Source organism: Verrucomicrobiales bacterium (assembly GCA_016793885.1).
Lineage (GTDB): Bacteria > Verrucomicrobiota > Verrucomicrobiia > Limisphaerales > UBA11320 > UBA11320.
In genome coordinates this window covers 17,122-33,916 of the sequence record JAEUHE010000031.1, presented here as the reverse complement: position 1 = coordinate 33,916, position 16,795 = coordinate 17,122, and the positions used below count along the sequence as shown (strand labels likewise).

The 16,795-nt window shown below is 60.0% G+C and carries 11 protein-coding genes; 4 read left to right on the top strand and 7 right to left on the bottom strand.

The window, feature by feature from the left end; translation table 11 throughout:
• Window positions 1-226: 226 nt before the first annotated feature.
• Window positions 227-3,325 (top strand): chitobiase/beta-hexosaminidase C-terminal domain-containing protein, encoded by a 3,099-nt coding sequence (locus tag JNN07_03885; GenBank protein ID MBL9166857.1) that lies wholly within the window; start codon window positions 227-229, stop codon window positions 3,323-3,325.
• A 201-nt stretch (window positions 3,326-3,526) separates the two neighbouring features.
• Here the strand turns inward: JNN07_03885 and JNN07_03880 are convergent, their stop codons facing one another.
• Complete coding sequence (locus JNN07_03880) at window positions 3,527-4,153, bottom strand: phosphoribosylglycinamide formyltransferase (protein MBL9166856.1); 627 nt, start codon at window positions 4,151-4,153, stop codon at window positions 3,527-3,529.
• Between the two features lie 94 nt (window positions 4,154-4,247).
• Here JNN07_03880 and JNN07_03875 point away from each other — a divergent pair, with 94 nt between their 5' ends.
• Window positions 4,248-4,928 (top strand): TIGR00730 family Rossman fold protein, encoded by a 681-nt coding sequence (locus JNN07_03875; GenBank protein MBL9166855.1) that lies wholly within the window; start codon window positions 4,248-4,250, stop codon window positions 4,926-4,928.
• On the opposite strand, the gene JNN07_03870 is transcribed toward JNN07_03875, so the two are convergent.
• Both JNN07_03870 and JNN07_03865 read right to left on the bottom strand, forming a co-directional pair.
• Window positions 4,925-5,371, bottom strand: coding sequence for a GatB/YqeY domain-containing protein (locus JNN07_03870; protein ID MBL9166854.1), 447 nt, complete (start codon window positions 5,369-5,371; stop codon window positions 4,925-4,927). The two genes, JNN07_03875 and JNN07_03870, sit on opposite strands and share 4 nt — an antisense overlap.
• Before the next feature lie 17 nt (window positions 5,372-5,388).
• Window positions 5,389-6,171, bottom strand: coding sequence for a UvrB/UvrC motif-containing protein (locus tag JNN07_03865; protein MBL9166853.1), 783 nt, complete (start codon window positions 6,169-6,171; stop codon window positions 5,389-5,391).
• A 103-nt stretch (window positions 6,172-6,274) separates the two neighbouring features.
• Here JNN07_03865 and JNN07_03860 point away from each other — a divergent pair, with 103 nt between their 5' ends.
• Window positions 6,275-7,156, top strand: coding sequence for a sugar phosphate isomerase/epimerase (locus JNN07_03860; GenBank protein ID MBL9166852.1), 882 nt, complete (start codon window positions 6,275-6,277; stop codon window positions 7,154-7,156).
• Between the two features lie 50 nt (window positions 7,157-7,206).
• The gene (locus JNN07_03855; GenBank protein MBL9166851.1) at window positions 7,207-9,798 is read left to right on the top strand and encodes a hypothetical protein; all 2,592 of its coding nucleotides are present in this window, start codon (window positions 7,207-7,209) and stop codon (window positions 9,796-9,798) included.
• A gap of 181 nt (window positions 9,799-9,979) precedes the next feature.
• On the opposite strand, the gene JNN07_03850 is transcribed toward JNN07_03855, so the two are convergent.
• From JNN07_03850 to JNN07_03835, 4 genes are all read right to left on the bottom strand, one after another.
• Window positions 9,980-11,344, bottom strand: coding sequence for a hypothetical protein (locus JNN07_03850; GenBank protein ID MBL9166850.1), 1,365 nt, complete (start codon window positions 11,342-11,344; stop codon window positions 9,980-9,982).
• 25 nt (window positions 11,345-11,369) lie between these two features.
• Window positions 11,370-14,360, bottom strand: a complete 2,991-nt coding sequence (locus JNN07_03845) for a hypothetical protein (protein MBL9166849.1) — start codon at window positions 14,358-14,360, stop codon at window positions 11,370-11,372.
• 216 nt (window positions 14,361-14,576) lie between these two features.
• Window positions 14,577-15,791, bottom strand: coding sequence for a patatin-like phospholipase family protein (locus JNN07_03840; protein MBL9166848.1), 1,215 nt, complete (start codon window positions 15,789-15,791; stop codon window positions 14,577-14,579).
• A gap of 49 nt (window positions 15,792-15,840) precedes the next feature.
• Window positions 15,841-16,791, bottom strand: coding sequence for a DUF1080 domain-containing protein (locus JNN07_03835; protein ID MBL9166847.1), 951 nt, complete (start codon window positions 16,789-16,791; stop codon window positions 15,841-15,843).
• Between the last annotated feature and the right edge of the window lie 4 nt (window positions 16,792-16,795).

The following is a 16,795-nucleotide window of genomic DNA, read 5'->3' as shown; positions in this document are numbered from 1 at the left end:
CCCTAAAACTGGCAATGGACTCACCACGGATTTCACGGATGACACGGATCAGGAAGGGGTTGTGATATTCCTTAGCGGGGGATCGCAGTCCCTTTGAGAAAAGTGAGGTGTCCGAGCAATCCGTGGTTCCATTCTCCTTTTTAGGTTCAGCGTTGTGGTTGCCGGAGCGGCACATGCTCATTTGCCTAGAACCCGGGTGGCCAGGCGATCTATCCTCCTCTCCGTCATGAGCACGGAAGCCCACGCCCCAGCGGTTTCTTCGTTTCAACTTCGCCGCCTTCCCGGCCCTCACGGTCGTTCCTCGGCAGGTTTCATTTGGCCGGGGCGTCGCGAGTTGGTTGGGTTGGGATGGGTCTGGATCTTGTGCTGGGTGATCGGGGTGTTAAGGCCGTCGGCCATCGAGGCGGCCAATCCGGGAGGCTATCACGTTCACTGGGCCGTTTCTGGCGGCGGCCTGGCCGACGACCAGGCAACGGCGCTGGCGGTGGATGGCCTTGGTCAGTTGCATGTGGCGGGGTATTTTTCGGGAGCGGCTTCCTTCTCCGTCAATCAGTTCACCAACGCCCGGCTGTTCGAAGCCTTTCTGGCCCTCTACGACCGCAATGGCGATCTGCTCTGGGTGAGGTCAGCCGGAGGACCCAGTCAGGATGCGGCGCTGGGAGTAGCGGCGGAGCCGGACGGGCAATCCTGGGTCACGGGTTACTTTCAGTCTGTTGCGTCGTTTGGAGCTCAGACACTCACCAATGCGGCTGGGAACGATGCCTTCCTGGCCCGCTATGATCCGGATGGCAGTTGCCTCTGGGCGCGGGGTCTTTCAGGTCCTGGCGATGACCGAGGTTACGCCGTGGCGGTGGATACAGCGGGGAACGGATACTTCACCGGACATTTTCAAAATGGAGCCTCCATCGACGGCGCCTCCCTGACCAACCGCGGGGGCGTCGACTTGTTCCTGGCGAAGTTCAGTCCGGTCGGGGAGTTGTTGTGGGTTCGCGTGGCCGGCGGACCGGGTGTCGACGTAGGCTATGGACTGGCGATCGATCCGTCCGGTGACGTGCTCATTTGTGGTTACCACGGGGCGCAGGCCCGCTTTGGTGAGACTACGGAGGAGGTGAGGGGAAACGTGGACCTTTTTGTTGCCAAATACAGCTCGGCTGGAGATTTGAAATGGGTGAGATCGGCTGGTGGGGAAGATCAGGATTATGCCAACGCCCTGAGTGTGGATTCGGAGGGGGGCATTTATCTCACCGGCACTGTTCGTGGGGACGCAACGTTTGGAGAGTTGGTGGCGGCGGGAGTCGGGAATCGCACCTACCTGGCTCGTTACGACAGCGAGGGTAACTTTGGCTGGGTGCGGACTTTCGGGGGGAGTGATGCTCGCGGATTGGCGGCTCAAGGAGGTCATGTCTTTGTGGCCGGGCAGTTTTTGGGGACGGCGAGTTTCGAGACAAATCAGGTGGTGAGCGCCGGAAACTTCGACGCCTTTCTGGCCCGCTATGGCTCCGACGGCAGCCTGGAGTGGGTCCGCCGTTTGGGAGGTACCGGAACGGACGTTGGTTTGGCTTTGGCTGCGGGTCCGCTGGACTCCTGCTACCTCGCGGGTCGGTTCGGTGCGAAGGTGGAATTGGATCGCATCAATCTCACTACCGGCGGCGGCACGGATGCGTTTGCGGCGCTGGTGAGCGCCGCACCTTTGATGATCGTGCAACCCCTGGGGTTGACGGTCTCTCCTGGCGCGGAAGCACAATTGATGACTGAGAGCGTCGGGGCCGAGCCGCTTCACTATCAGTGGTTCTTCAACGAGACCGTTCCGGTTCCACATGCCACCAATGCCACCCTGCGGCTGCTGGATGTGGCTCCGGCTCAGTCGGGCCTCTATTCACTGATGGTCACTAACGCATTCGGGAGTGCCACCAGCAGTCCCGCCTATCTCAACGTTTTTGGACTTCCACTGCCCAAGGTAAGAGTAGGTGGGTTGCTGACGACGGGTATCGATCTGACCAACGCCGCCTCTGCTGAGGTGTCCTTGGAAGTGAACCTTCCGGGAGCGTCTCTCTTTTACAGTCTCGACGGGTCCATTCCGAACCAGGGTTCCCTTCGATACACGGGTCCTTTTCTGGTAACCACCTCAGCCGTGGTTCGCGCCATCGCTTACGACCGGTCCTTGACGTCGAGTCAATCGGACCCAGTCCCCATCCGTTTTCATCTGAGCCCGCCCCGCTTTTCGATCGATGGCGTTGCGGGGACGGAATTCACCTTCTCGAACGTGACCTCCGTGAGCGTGATGCTCTCGTCCGGCCTGGTCGGCGCGTCCATGAGCTACACCCTGGATGGCTCGGTTCCGGGCACCAATGCGAGCGTGTACACCTCACCCATTGTCCTCACCCAAACGACAACTCTTCGTGCTTCAGCGGCGCTTCCTGGTTACACCACCGGGGTCAGCGACCCGGTTCTGGTGCGCATCTTCAGATCGTATCCCTTGGTTTTGGCTCCCGTGCGCGACGGGGTCGTTACCGTTCGTCCGTCCGGTGGAGTGTATCCATTGGGGACCGTGGTGCAGATGACCGCGCAGCCGGCTCGAGGGTGGAGCTTTCTGCGGTGGTCGGGTGATGCGGAGGGCACCAACCCAGTGATTCTGGTCACGATGGATCGGGCTCGTGAGGTAGAGGCGTTGTTTGGCACTGTATTGACCACCACGAATTTGGGCTTGGGTTCCATTCAACTGGAGCCGGCATCCCCAGCTTACGCCCGTGGCCAGGTGATCCGAGCTACGGCGATCCCGGGGCCCGGACAGTTCTTTGCTCTCTGGGGAGGAATTGCCAATGGGGAGACCAATCCTCTGACCTTTACCATCAATGGGCCGGTACCGACCCTCTCGGCACTGTTCTCGCCACTGGCTGACAACACCTATTCGCTCACCGTGATTCCGCAAGGGCAAGGGGAAGTCCGCTGGATGCCTCAGCAATCGTCGTTTGAAGCGGGGACGGAAGTTAGGGTGGAAGCATTTCCGGCCAGCGGCTCACGTTTTCGTGGGTGGAGTGGCGATCGGAATTCGACCGAGCTGCCTTTGATTCTGCAGATGACCTCCAATGTGGTGCTTACGGCCCAGTTCGTGGAGCTCGGCCTGAAGAGTTTTTCAGTCCTTCAAGAAACCGGCCTGACTTTCCGAGCGATTGCCCCGACCGGACAGGTGGTGCAGGTTCAAGTTTCGAGCAACTTGGTTGACTGGACCGCCTGGAGGTCGATTACCAATCGGGCATCGGAAGTGGAAGTTCAGGACCGGGTGGGTGAGGATCCCGTGCGTTTCTATCGGCTGCTGTGGGAATGAAGGTGGGTTGATTCGCTCGTTAGCTGACGGATTGAAAGCCTGCCTCGACCGCCGATCTGAGGGAAGCGCCTGAAGGCGGACGAAGGAACTATAAATCTCATCGGACCGCCTCGCGATCAACTCCGTACGGGGGACCGGCCCTTCGGCACATGGAGTTCCTGCTTCAGCAGGTTCGGCGTCCCTAACATCGTTGCGGTTGACTCAGGATCGCCAGGTTGTTTTCCGTCCGGCGACGCTGACCTCCCGGCGCGCCATCGCCGCCACGACCTGCGGGTAGAGCCGGCGTTCCGCGAATTGGATTCGCTCGTGAAGCGTTTGGTAGGTGTCGGTGTCCATGACCGGCACCGTCTCTTGGCCGATGATCGCGCCGCTGTCGATCCCCTGATCCACGAAATGCACCGTGCAGCCGGTAAACTTGACCCCGTAGTCCAAGGCTTGCTTCCAAGCTTCCAAACCGGGAAAGGACGGGAGCAGGGAGGGGTGAATGTTGATGACCTTTTGAGGAAACGCATTCAGGAAATTGCCCTTCAGAATGCGCATAAACCCGGCCAGCACCACCAGATCTACTTTGGCGGCCTTAAGTCGATCAATGTAGAGACGCTCAGATACCTCATCCAGTTTGGTTCGAAAGTTCCCCGGCGGGATGTATTCCATGGGAAGAAACCGGTTTTTGGCATGCTGCAAGATACCCGCATCGGGTATATCGCTGATCACCACCGCGATTTCGGCCGGGATCATGCCCGAAGCGCAGGCATCGGAGATGGATAGCATGTTCGAGCCTTTGCCGGACCCCAGGATGCCCAATCGGAATGGTTCGGTACGTTTCACCGCGCTGTCTTATCGGAAGATTCGAGGTTTGTCATGTTGGAGTTTTTCGGATTCGCATTGATCGGTCCGTGGGGGTGCTTTTAGGCTGCGCTCCGTGGAACCACCGATCTCAACCAGCACGCACGAAGAACCATGGAGAATTTTTCGAATCCTAGCGGAGTTCGTCGATTCTTTCGAGCGGCTGTCCACCATCGGACCCGCGGTGACCATCTTTGGCTCGGCGCGGACGAAGCCCTCCAAGGCAGAGTACCGCTTAGCCATGAAAATGGCGGAGACCCTGGCCAAGCGCGAATTTGCCATCATCACCGGCGGAGGTCCGGGAATCATGGAGGCCGCCAACCGCGGGGCAGCCAAAGCGGGCGGTAAATCGATTGGATTGAACATCAAGCTGCCCCAAGAGCAGGTGCAGAATCCCTACGCCAACATCCAGATCGATTTCCATTACTTCTTCTCCCGGAAGGTTTGCCTGGTGAAGTATAGCAGTGCCTTCATCTATCTGCCTGGAGGGTTCGGGACCCTGGATGAGTTCTTCGAAGTGCTCACCTTGGTGCAGACCCGGAAGATCGAGGGGTTTCCGGTCATTCTGCTGGGGACGGCCTATTGGAAGGGACTGATGAAATGGATCGAGAAGACGCTGGTTCCTGCCGGGTTCATCGATCCGGAAGATTTGAAGTTGGTGACGATCACCGACGATCTGCAGCAGGTCGCCGACCAGATCCAAGCCTACGTGCGCCAACGCGGCGCTGAAGCGATGCGCTACCAGGCGTTTTCTTAGGGCAACAGCTTACCCACCAGGGTGCTGATGCTCTTGCCATCGGCCCGACCGGCCGCCTTGGCTTGGACCGCCTTGATCACGGCGCCCATCTCCTTCTTAGAAGTGGCCCCGACCTCGGCAATTGTGGTTCGCACCAGTGCTTCCAGTTCCTCCGCTGCGAGCGCCTTGGGCAAGAACACTTCGAGCACCGCAATCTCGGCAGTCTCGTGGGCGGCTTGTTCTGCCCGGCCGGCGGCCTGGTATTGCTCGATGGAATCGCGTCGTTTCTTGATCTCCTTCTGCACCACGCTGACCACTTCAGCATCTCCCAGGGCGTCCTGCTTCTTCTCGATCTGGAGATATCCCAGTGCTGATTTAAGGAGTCGCAGCGTCGACAACCGGGCGGCGTCCTTGGCCAGCATGGCCGACTTGATTTCCTGACTGATTTGGTCCTGGAGTGACATGGTGGAGAGGGACGGCGCTAGCTTTTCTTGGGGGCCTTAACGCGTAGGCTCCGGATCTGATCCCGCAATCGGGCGGCGCGTTCGTAATCTTCATTCGTGACCGCTTCCGACAACTGCTGCTCCAGTTGCTCCCGCTTGGATGGTTTCCGGCGCGAGGTCGGGATGGATTTAACCTCGTTCAGCCAGTTTTCCAAAGACTCGATTTCCAGGCTGTGGTCGCGGAGATCCTGGCGATCCATTTCAGTATAGAACTCGTTGAGCATCTGGATGCCTGACTCGATTTCGGCGATGGCTTTGCCGGGATGCTTGCCGCGGAGCAGCGGAGTTGCCCGCGCGCGAGTCAGGATCATGAGCGATTGCGGACGAAATTGTTGCAGACTCCAGGCCATCTCGCCGGAGCTCGCGTAGCGCGCCACAAAGTCGAAGACGCCTAAATTGCGCAGGCAGTCTCTTTCGACGGCTTGATGCTCCTCCAGTTGGAGCAGGCAGATGTATCGGTGATGATACTGAAGTGCCTCGAGGTGAAGGCGCGTGCAGGCATCGGGCGAGAGCTTGAAGGTGTCGTCGGTCCCATGGGCCATGACATGCTCGTCGAGCCTGCTCAGCAGGAACTCATAAAAGGATTCGAACCCATTAGGGCGCTTGCCGTCGGGGCGGCCCTCTAGGTTCATTTGGAGAATCCCCAAGTCCACCCGCAGCTGGAGCTTGGTCTTTCGGTCCTTGCCTTTAATTTTCCTCACCATCACCTCGCCAGGACGATAGTCCCATCGGTCCAGGAGGTTAGAGATGTCAAGAATCATGCGCTGCGAGTTACTATGGCGGCAGAAATGTCCTAAGTCAACGCAGAGCCTTCCGGCTCATTTCTCGATTCCCTTCGGACCGATTCTTGGATTCAATCGATCCATGAACCAGTCCTTCGCATCCAAGTGGTCGTTCGCGGCCGTCGCCGCCCTCCTGACCTGTCTCCCGTTGGCTTCATCCGCCGCCCGCTCCCCCGGCATCGGCGACAGTTTCAAAGGTCCTATCGGGTTGCAATTGTACAGCTTGCGCGCGGAATTCACTCGGAACGTTCCAACCACGATTGAAAAAGTGAAGAATTTCGGATTCAAAGAGGTTGAGTTGGCTGGCACCTACAACCTTTCCCCAGAGAAGTTCAAAGCCATGCTCGATGCCGCTGGGTTGCTTCCGGTGAGCGGCCATTTCCCCTTTGAGCGTTACAAGAACGACCCGGAAGGCGTGGCACGGGATGCCAAGGCGTTGGGACTGAAGTACGCAGGCTGTGCTTGGATTCCCCACGACGGCGAGTTTGATGAGAAAGAATGTCGCGATGCCGCCCGGATTTTCAATCAGGCGGGGGCCGTCCTTAAAAAGCAGGGCATCCAGTTTTTCTATCATTGTCATGGCTATGAGTTTCGTCCGTTTGGCGACATCACGTTCATGGATCTGTTGATGAAGGAGACCGAGCCCGCCTTGGTGGCCTACCAGATGGATGTGCTCTGGGTGGTCCACCCGGGGCAAGACCCGGTGGCCTGGCTCAAGAAGTACCCGAAGAGGTGGCAGTTGCTTCACCTGAAGGATTTGAAGCGCGGGGTGAAAGGCGACTTTACCGGCAAGTCTGATGTCACCAACGACGTGGCTCTGGGCCAGGGCCAGATGGATTGGCCCAAAATCCTCAAGGCGGCTCGTCGCGCTGGGGTGAAGCATTACTTCATTGAGGACGAATCTCCCAGCGTCGAGGCGCAGATTCCTGAAAGCTTGAAGTATCTGGAATCGGTGTCCTGGTAAGCCGAACTCGAGGGCAGCCCTCGGACTGGCCAGACGCTCGTTCTCCCACCATGCCTCGTTTGCTGCCATGGCTGTTCTTGTGGTCGGGTTTGGGAAGCTTGGGAGCCCAAGTCGCCTGGGCTAAGCTGTTCGCCATCGGGTTGGGCCATGAAGTGCCATCGGTCCTTTCCGTGGTCACGACGGTGATGCTGGGACTGGCGCTCGGTAGCGCCCTTTGGAGTTTAAAGCCGTCAGACTGGTCCCCTCTGCGCGGCTATGCCTGCCTGGAGTTGGCGATCGGACTCGGAGCCATTCTCTCGGCTTTCGTGGTGCTGCCTTGGTGCCGGATGGTGGGCGGCTGGATGGGGGTGGATCCGGGGCAAACGGTTCAATGGGGCCTGAGTTTTCTGGCTCCCCTCCTCATTCTATTGCCGTCGACGGTGGCGATGGGGGCGACGCTTCCTGCCATGGAGGCCATGGTTCAAAATCCTCGGCAGGGGACCTCGGCAGGCGGCTTGGGTGCCGCCTATGCCTTCAACACCTTCGGGGCTTTCCTGGGTTGTCTGCTAACCGCGTTTGTGGTGATGCCCGCCCTGGGGTTGTGGTGGAGCTTGGTTGCCTGCGGGGCTGTGAACTTGATGTGTGCCGCGGTGGCGGGATGGCTGGTACGTGTCGAGTGTGCGACGAAACCAATCCCCGCCCGCTCCTCTGCCCGGGCTCAGCGGGTGACGGGGGGAGCCCCGGTGTCGCGGCGGCGGCTATTGAGCACCCTGTTTCTCACGGGGTTACTCGGGCTGGGAGTGGAGGTGGTGGGAATCCGAGCCTTGTCGCAGATCTTTGAGAACACGATCTACTCCTTCGCGACCGCATTGGCTGTGTATCTAGTGGCGACCGCGGTGGGCGCCGCAGCCTATCATCGCTGGATCGAGTTTCGCCTGGCCGCTCCTCGGTTGCTGTCCCATTTGTTTGCCTGGGTGGCATTGGGTTTGATCTTGGCCGCCCTGTTTCTTCCCCGATCCAAATCCGTGTACGGACAGGTGCATCGGTGGACCGGGGAAGGACTGACCGGTGTCCTTTTGGCCGAACTGACCTTGGCGGCGGGAGTCTTCTTGATCCCGTGTTTGGTCATGGGTGGCTTGTTTGTGCAGTGGGTTTCGATGGCACGAGCTGCCGGAAGCACACCGAGCCGTGCGGTGGCCTTGAACTATGCTGGCGGCGCGCTAGCCGGAGTTGTTTTCGGCTTGGTGCTATTGCCGAGCGTGAATTTCCTAGGATGTTTCGCCGTTCTCGCACTGGGCTATCTGCTCCTGGCCCCTTCCTTTCGCACCTGGTCGTGGGGAGCTGCAGCAGTGAGCTGGATGCTTCTGTTGCTTTCCCCGCCGGACCTCGGGTTGGTAGAGCGGCCGCCAGGTTCCACTGTGGTGGCCACGCGAGCGGGAGCGATGGGCATGGTGTCGGTGGTCGAAGATGCGGCGGGTCAGCGCACGCTTCGGCTCAACAACCGATTCCAGATGGGAGGGACGGCGGCGGTGGTGGCGCAGCGGCGGCAAGCCCATCTTCCCCTCTTGCTCCACCCGCAGGCCCGCCGGGCACTGTTTCTGGGCCCGGGAACCGGGATCACTCTGGGAGCGGCGACGACCTACCCGGAGCTGGAAATCGACGGCGTCGAACTGGTGCCCGAGATCTTGGAGATGATGCCACTGTTCGAGCCGCAGAACCTGGCACCGCAGAAGAATCCGCGCGTGACGCTCTATGCCGCGGACGCTCGGCGGTTCGTCCAGGTGACTTCTGAAACCTATGATGTGATCGTAGCGGATTTGTTTCATCCGGCTCAGGATGGCAGCGGATCGCTCTACACGCAGGAGCATTTCCAGAGCCTGCGCAATAGGCTTCGGCCGGGCGGTCTGGTTTGCCAGTGGCTGCCACTGCATCAGATGGATGCCGCGACCTGGAAGATGGTGTTGCGGACTTTCCAGAGCGTCTTTCGTCAGAGTGAGGCCTGGTTGTTGCATTTCAACGTGGATATTCCGGTTCTCGGTTTGGTGGGGCGAATGGAGGATCCCTCGGTGGACTGGATGGGGCAGGTGGAGCAACGGTTTCGGTCGGCCGATGCCACCGAGTTGCGCAGCGCCGGGTTCCAGAACGCGATTCAGCTGATCGGATGTCGATTGGCTGGGGCAGGGCAGCTTGCCCAGTTGGCGGGGTCGGGCGCCTTGAATCGGGATGAGTTTCCGCGGGTTACCTTTCTTGCGCCACGAAGCCTTACGAGCTCAAGCGCGCCCTCCTCCTCCACATTGATTCAGCTGTTGGACGATTGCGCTCGAACCCTGGCGACATCTCGCGATGCGGCGAGTGAGCAGCCGTTTCAACAGGAAGGGCTGGTTCGGTCGTTCGTGCTGGCGAGGGATCACTATTTACGGGGGCTGAGCCAGGAGGCGTCCGGGGACTTCAAGCAGGCGGTCGAGCTGTATTTCAAATCCGCCGAGGCTAGCCTGTATTTCACGGCGTCGTACGCTCGACTCATCAGCGTCATCCAAGTAATGGCTCAGGCGGATCCGCAGCGGGCGCGATTGCTCTACGATCGTCTTCTTAGTGTGCGACCTGATCAGCCCTTGGGAAAGAAGATGCTTGGCCCGCTCTTCGAGGTGAAGAGTCCTGAGTGACGTGGACCCGCAACTCAGCCAAGAGACCCAACGGGACTGATATGCACCGCAGAGACGGGAAGAGGCGCAGAGAAGACCGATTCCAGAGGAACCTAAAACGGCGGTTTTAACCACGGATTCCTCGGATGACTCGTCACCTTCTAAGGACCCATCTAGCTGAGTTCTTGGCTCGATGGATGCCCTACTTCGCAGGCGCTCCCTGCAAGGGCTTGTCGCGGGGATATCGTTCGGAGTCGGGAGGGGCGTCGTTCTGATCGAAGCGTTCGCCCGGCTCGAGGTGGATGGTGAAGTCTTCCAGATTTTTCGACACTACCCCCAGGAGACGACCGTCGTTCAGCCAATCCTTGTTCGGATTCTTTGCTGACAGGCGATACCCCGGGATGCGTAGCCAGAGGCTGGCGCGGCCCGGTGGTATTCCTCGGATCTCGAAATCGCCTTCCTCTTCGATCGTGACCTGAGCGGAATCGTTGGAATCTTCGAGCGAGAAGCTCAGCCTGGTCTTCTCGGGAATCGGCTTGCCGTCGGACATCACTACCTTTCCGCTAATGGAAAGTGAGGGTCGCATGGCGAGGTCACCCAAATCCACGGTCGATCCGTTGTCGCCTGTCACAAAAGCGTGTGGCGCGAGCGTCGCTCCGAGGCTGATTACTTCCTTCATCTGCGTGGTGATCCAAAAGCTCCGTCTAGCCGGCACATGCTCCAGTTTGAATCGCCCTTCCTCGTCGGTGGCGATCTCCAGGTTGGCGAGGTAGTTTTCCATGCTGCGTTCCTGCGTGGACATGTCGAGGGTGAGCTCGGACATGGGCCGCTGGCCATTGAGCAGTCGTCCCGTGACGGTTACCCCTGTTTTGACCGGAATCAGGTAGGATTTTCCGACATCCAGCCACATCTTTTCTCGAGCCAGGCCCCGAGGTTTCAGGGTCACCAAAAGGCCCTTCAGGTCGGACTTGCAGGTGAACAGGAACTCTCCATGGGCATCGGTGGCAGCGATGGGATCCGCCAGGTTCTTCGCTGAAGTGTAGCTGTACTGACCGTAACGTGCGCCCTCCACCTCGACAATCGCTCCCGCCAGTGGCTTTCCTTCGGGATCCAGCAGTTTGCCGACAATGCGATGTTCGGGCAGGGCTTTGGGAAAGGTGATGGGTTTGAGACTGGCCTCAACGCTGCCGGCCTCGGGATCCACGTTTCGTATGTAGCGAGGCAGATGTCCCTTCGCGACCACGAGCAGACGAAAATCGAGGTCACTATCGAGACCTGACAACACGAACTTTCCCGAAGTATCGGTCTGGGTATGTTTGGCGCAATCGGGGTAGCAGCTTGGGCAGACGATGGATTTTCCATCCTTGGGCTGTGCCGTAAACACATACACTGCGGCGCCCTCGATGAAGTCGCCGTCGGCCCCGGTGACCAGTCCCCGGACGTCCAGGGGAGTTCCCGCCCGCGCGTTCGGGCCTGCTCCGAGCCAGCAGAGCGACGCCGCTGCCAGGGCAAGAGTAGCCTGCCATCGCTTCGGTCGGCGAAGGTAGAATTGGGATGAAGCATTCATAAGGGGAAGAGTTGGGGGTGAAGGGCTAGGGCATCGAGGATCGTTTCTGCGCACGAACGAGGCCGGACTTTAATCGGTCGGGTGCGACGTCCCGGGCTACGATCCGGCCTTTGGCATCGAGGACCAGCGTGAGCGGCAGGGTGTTGAAACCGACTTGATCGATCCAGGTCAGCCGATCGCGGCCTTGCGCGCGGGCCAGCGTCCACTGGTGGTCAACACCCGTGGGCGCAGCCGAGGCCCGAGCTTGGTCCTCATCGAGGTTGACGGCCACGAACGTCACCTCATTGCTCACTTGTAGCTGCCCGCGCGCGGTGTCGACCTTTTTGAGATGATCCCGCGCTCCTAAAGCCCAATCCGCCCAGAGCGTCACCACCACCGGCTTGCCGCGCAGGTTGGAGAGTTTCATGGGTTTGTCATCGCTCGTGAGCAAGGGCAGATCCAGCGGGGCCGAGGGCTTGGTTCCTGGACTTCGAACTGCAAGATCGAATTCGCCCAGGTCGACCAGGCCTTCTCCCGGGGGAATGATGACCTCCTTCTCGAGTGCGCCGATGGATTGTGCATTGTACATGCGGTGCTGACCCGGCGGCGGAGGTTGAGTCAGGTTGACTTTCAACAGATAGGTTCCCGGCGGGACGTCGGCGATTCGGAAGCCTCCGGTAGAGTCCATCTCCAGCTGGTATTGGCGGGCTTGTCGCTGATACTCTTTAAGCTCGGGCGAATCCGCATAGGCCTTTCGCGCCACTTCAAATTCTTTGGGGTTGGTAAAATCATTGTAGAGCGGGGCATCGGGCGGAGGTGGGATCTTGAGCTGAAGCGTATGAGCATCATTGAACCAGTCCACCTCGTCCGAAGTTTGGAAGGCACCCTGCACGATCCGACCGCCAGTCGGTAATTCCAGCGTCTTGGCCTCGGCGGGCTTCAGGTCGAAGGGGAAGGGATGGCTTTCCACCACGGGTGCGCCCATGATCGGCCGGGGTTGACGGTACCAGAGATAGTTCCCGGGGGGAAGGTTGGTGAAAACGAACCGCCCTGCGGCATCGGTGGCTTGGCTGTACGTTGCCTGGTAGGGAATGGACCCTTCACGAACGAGCGGCGTCCGCACGCTCACGGGGGCTGATTTCGCCGGCTTGCCCCCGATCTTAAGGATGCCCTCGACCCGTGCCCAGGCTTGCAGAGTTACGGTGGAGTTCTTCTGGAGTTCCGACAGGCGCGCGGAGAAGAATCCCGTCGAGTGAGTGATCACGACCCAGCGGTCTTCGACGGAGGGAGCCAAGCTGAAGTTGCCGTTCATGTCACACTTTGCGGAAACGGCACCTTGCGATGCCTGAAAAACCCCAGGTTGGTGCGAATACACGCCCCAGTCCTGAGTATTCAGGATTAGGCTAGCTTGGCTGGCGGGTTGGCCGCTGGGCTGAAGCACCCGCCCAGTCAGGGGGACGGCTTTTCGAAGCCGCACCGCGATCTCCTGGTCGCCGGCATCGGCATAGATCATCTCGCTTTTCCACGCCAAATGCCCAGGTGCCTCCACGTCGACCAGCCAACCTTCGCCCATGCCGCCCTGTGGATCAGAGGGGCTGAGTTGTCCCGTGAACTCCCCTTGTTTTCCTTCGCCCCATGGTTGGGACGGCATTCCAGCGTATTGACGACGTTTGACAGTGAAGTTCGCCAGTGGCTGGCCTGAGTCCTCGTCCTGAGCGCGAACCTTGAGGTAAGCCACGGCGTTGGATCCGGCCGGCATTCGAACGGTCTGCTCGCGTTGGTCGACGGGCACCTTGATCGAGCGGGGCTGAGGCTGATGGGGCCAGCTGATCCAGAAGAACAGTTCCTCGAGAGGCGCGTTGGTCCAGGTCGCCGAACCCTGACGGTCCGTCGTCGCTTCCCAGGAAGCATAGACTCCCGACCGATGAGGGATTGTGCTGATCCGGGCGCTGCCCACGGGCTGACCTTCCGCGGTCAGTACTTGGATTCGAATGGGTTTCTGGGGCTGGAGGCTAATTCGAATCTCGCCGGCCTCGGGTTTCGGCTCCACCGAGTGCAAGGCTAGGGCATAGCCCGGGGCGGCGACCCTCAGGAGCCCGCGTCGGTAGCTCCGGTCTTTCAGCTCGAATCTTCCGTCCAACCCGTTCGTGGCTTGCGTCGGGTGGAAAGCCATGTCCATGCCGATCTGCTCTTGAATAATGGCGTGCGGAACAGGGGTTCCTCGGGAGTCGGTGATGACACCGCGCAGGGTGAAACCAGGCTTGAGGACCAGAGTGGCGTTCGTGTTCAACAGACTCTCAAGGTCGATGGAGCTTCCGCGGGGCATCAGGCCGAAGTTCTGGGAACTGGGAGTGACGAAAGAAGTTAACGCGCCTCCGGGCTGGATGACATCCATGGTGAGGAAGGTAAGCCCGGAGGGATAGCGGTCGAACCTCCAACGCCCCTCTTGGTCGGTCTCCACCGCCCGGTGGGGTTCGCGGGGGAGATGAAACTGTTGGAAGATTTGAAGTCCGTTCGGCGTTGGGCTGCTCGCTCCATTCTGGTCGTAGCCCCAAACCATCACCTTGGCGCCCACGACGGGGCGTCCTTGGGAGTCGCGGACCCAGCCTCCGACGGTCGACCGGGGGGGAAGTCGAACAACATGCGAAGCTGGCAGTCGGTCGCGGATCGGCCCGCCGGTCGGCGAGGACCAATTCAAATTGAGCGCGGGATAGTTGGAAGCCTGAATCGCCAGATAGAATTGGCCGGGTGGGGTTAACGCTTCGGGGATGGTGAGTCGAAGCTTGCCGTTCTGGTCGGTGTGAGGCAGCGAGGCTGAGGAGTTCGTGGGATCCTGGAGTAGGCTCTGGTGGTAGGGGGACAGCACGACGACGCCGGCCACCGGCTGGCCGGTGGCCTCCTCGATTACCTGAACCTCCATGGAACGCGGGTTGGGGGTTGTCGCGGCTGGCACCTCCTCCGGTGGGATGGCCAGAAGGATGGAGAGTAGGAGACCCCCGTTGAGGGTCGCGATTCCTGGAAGCGGCTTGGTGCTCATGTTCATCTGGTCTTGCCTGTCCTCATTTTGCTCAGCTCGAGACATCACCTCACTGACATCCGGGCTTTGGCCGGCCTGGTCACTACCTTCGGCCTGCTCGTCACACCTCGACCCATCGACGACCCCTTGTCGACGTCCTGGCCTGCGCTCTAGGGTCCGGTCAGGAACCTAGCTGTGCTTCCTCAACCGAGCGAGCCCTAGTTGAGTCCCGTTCCCCTAATCTGTGGGGCCGTAGCCGGGAGGGGTTCTGATCCACTGATATCCGCGGCGGGCTAGATCCTGCCCCAGGTCGAACAGCCGTTTCATTTCCTCCGGGTCAAACTCGGTCTGAGTCTGCGGGCGGTAGTCCGAAGGAAGGCCGGCGAGATTGAAATCAACCTGGTCGCGTCCCGCATAAGCGAACATCCGATACAAGTCACCCATGGATTGCCGGTAGGTCAGGGTGTTGATGGAATTCATGATGATTGGCACCACCCGTGCATTCACGGGATGGTAATGGGGTCGGAGTTCCCCGTTGCGGATGATAAACAGGCGGGCGGGCCGGGCGGGTAACTGTTTGTCGGCTTGTCGGAGTTCGTTATCCAGGTTTACGACCACCCCGTAGGCGAATACCTGGAAGCCCACACCGCCGTCCACGTGCATTTCGTCAAACGTCCGACCATTCGCTTCCACGTTGAAGTAGACCGGCGGGAAGGCTCCTGGGATTGCCGAAGAGGCGAGTAGGACCTGGCGGAACAGTTCCGGGGCGTCCGGACGATTGCTCGCGGCGACCGCGCCCAGGTCCCAGATCACCGGACGACGGGAGTCGAGGTTCGCAGTTCCTACCCACAACCGGCGGCCCTTGGCGTGTTCCTGAGCAATCTGTTCAACCAGCTCGGGTGTGATGTAGCGCTCGAGCAACCGCTGCAATGGAGTGGTATCGAACAACGAGTCTTCGCGCAGGAGGTGGAGAAACCCCTTGCGCCGGACGATTCCTTTCGGACCCAGCTCAGCTTGGATTTGGCAAAGGGTGCCATCGTGATTGGTGCCCAGAAAGGCGAACGGGGCCAGCAAAGATCCGGCGCTGATGCCGGTCACCAAATCGAATTGGGGCCGGGAACCGTGCTGAGTCCATCCGCAGAGAAATCCGGCACCGAAGGCCCCGTTCATGCCGCCCCCGGACAGCGCCAGGATTGACACGGGTTGGGAGGCCAGCGTTTGCACTGATTGTCCGGTGTGCGCGGCTTGCTGGTGGAGTGCTTGTTCGACACTCCTCCGGAGCACCGGACTGTGCTGGTCTCCCCAATCGCGGATGTCGGTGTAGCCCGGGATCTGGGCGTGGACGGAGTGTAATTCCGGCAGCGCGTTCCGGTGTCGGAGGGTACCGCAGCCGGTGGTCATCGCCATCCATACCGAGGCCAGCAGACAGGCTATAGTCCCTCGGTAGTTCATGAAAGATCCTGGGTCGTTCCCATCGAGTGATTCGCTGGAATGGGCTGGCTTAGGAGCGGGGCACCACCCAGATATTGCGATAGAACACCGGATTTCCGTGACCCTGCAGTTGGAAAGGTCCCGGGGTCGCGTCTTCCTTGCGGCCGTTGCCCGGTGTAGGTCCCTTGAGTTCAAAGTGGTCATGAATGGTCACGCCATTGTGTTTCAAGGTCAGGATGGCGTTCTTGGTCTTCGTTCCGGCGGCGTCGTAGGTGGCGGCGGTGAACTCGATGTCGTAGGTCTGCCAGGTCAACGGCGGGAAGCACATGTTGACGGCCGGCTTGGCCTGGGTGTAGAGGCCGCCACACTCGTTGTTCTCGCCCTTGAGGCCGAAGCTGTCCAGAACTTGAATCTCATACCGATCTTGGACATAGACGCCGCTGTTCCCGCGATCTTGTCCACGGCCGAGCGGCTTGAAGGGGAGGAGGAATTCTAGATGGGCAGTGAAATTGCCGAACGCCTGCTTGCTCTTGCATCCCGCCGCGAGGAGTTTTCGGTCGTCCAAATGCCCGCCTTCCCAGGCGTCGGCGCTGGAGCCATCCAACAAGACTACGGCTCCGGCGGGAGCGGGTGCGCCCAGGGTTGGGCTCTTCCGCGCGGTTTTCTCCATGGTGTAAGGTCCGCCTGTGGCTGTGGTAATGGTGATCTTGCCGTCGGCCAACTCCGCGCGATAGCCATTCTCACCCGTGAACACGATCTTCTTGCCGTCGCGCTTTCCCGGTACTTCGGTGCGCGTCTCCTTGTTCCAGCCATCGCCCGGAAGTCCGCCTGGATAGGTCACCATGCGGAAATTGTCGTCGCCCAAAGCGATGATCTGGGCTCCACCCCAGCTGTTTTTGTATTCACCTTGATCCAGGTAGTCTCGGCCACCGGCGGCGGGTTCGAGGAACGTGGGAATCTGATCGGCCGCGGAGGCGACCATCGCGAGGCAAAGCGCGAGGAGGAGTGGGATCGTTTTCATGGGC

Coding starts and splice junctions, on each gene's coding strand:
- JNN07_03885 (MBL9166857.1), top strand. CDS start 227: ATGAGCACGGAAGCCCACGCCCCAGCGGTTTCTTCGTTTCAACTTCGC.
- JNN07_03870 (MBL9166854.1), bottom strand. CDS start 5,371: ATGTCACTCCAGGACCAAATCAGTCAGGAAATCAAGTCGGCCATGCTG.
- JNN07_03865 (MBL9166853.1), bottom strand. CDS start 6,171: ATGATTCTTGACATCTCTAACCTCCTGGACCGATGGGACTATCGTCCT.
- JNN07_03860 (MBL9166852.1), top strand. CDS start 6,275: ATGAACCAGTCCTTCGCATCCAAGTGGTCGTTCGCGGCCGTCGCCGCC.
- JNN07_03855 (MBL9166851.1), top strand. CDS start 7,207: ATGCCTCGTTTGCTGCCATGGCTGTTCTTGTGGTCGGGTTTGGGAAGC.
- JNN07_03850 (MBL9166850.1), bottom strand. CDS start 11,344: ATGAATGCTTCATCCCAATTCTACCTTCGCCGACCGAAGCGATGGCAG.
- JNN07_03845 (MBL9166849.1), bottom strand. CDS start 14,360: ATGAGCACCAAGCCGCTTCCAGGAATCGCGACCCTCAACGGGGGTCTC.
- JNN07_03840 (MBL9166848.1), bottom strand. CDS start 15,791: ATGAACTACCGAGGGACTATAGCCTGTCTGCTGGCCTCGGTATGGATG.
- JNN07_03835 (MBL9166847.1), bottom strand. CDS start 16,791: ATGAAAACGATCCCACTCCTCCTCGCGCTTTGCCTCGCGATGGTCGCC.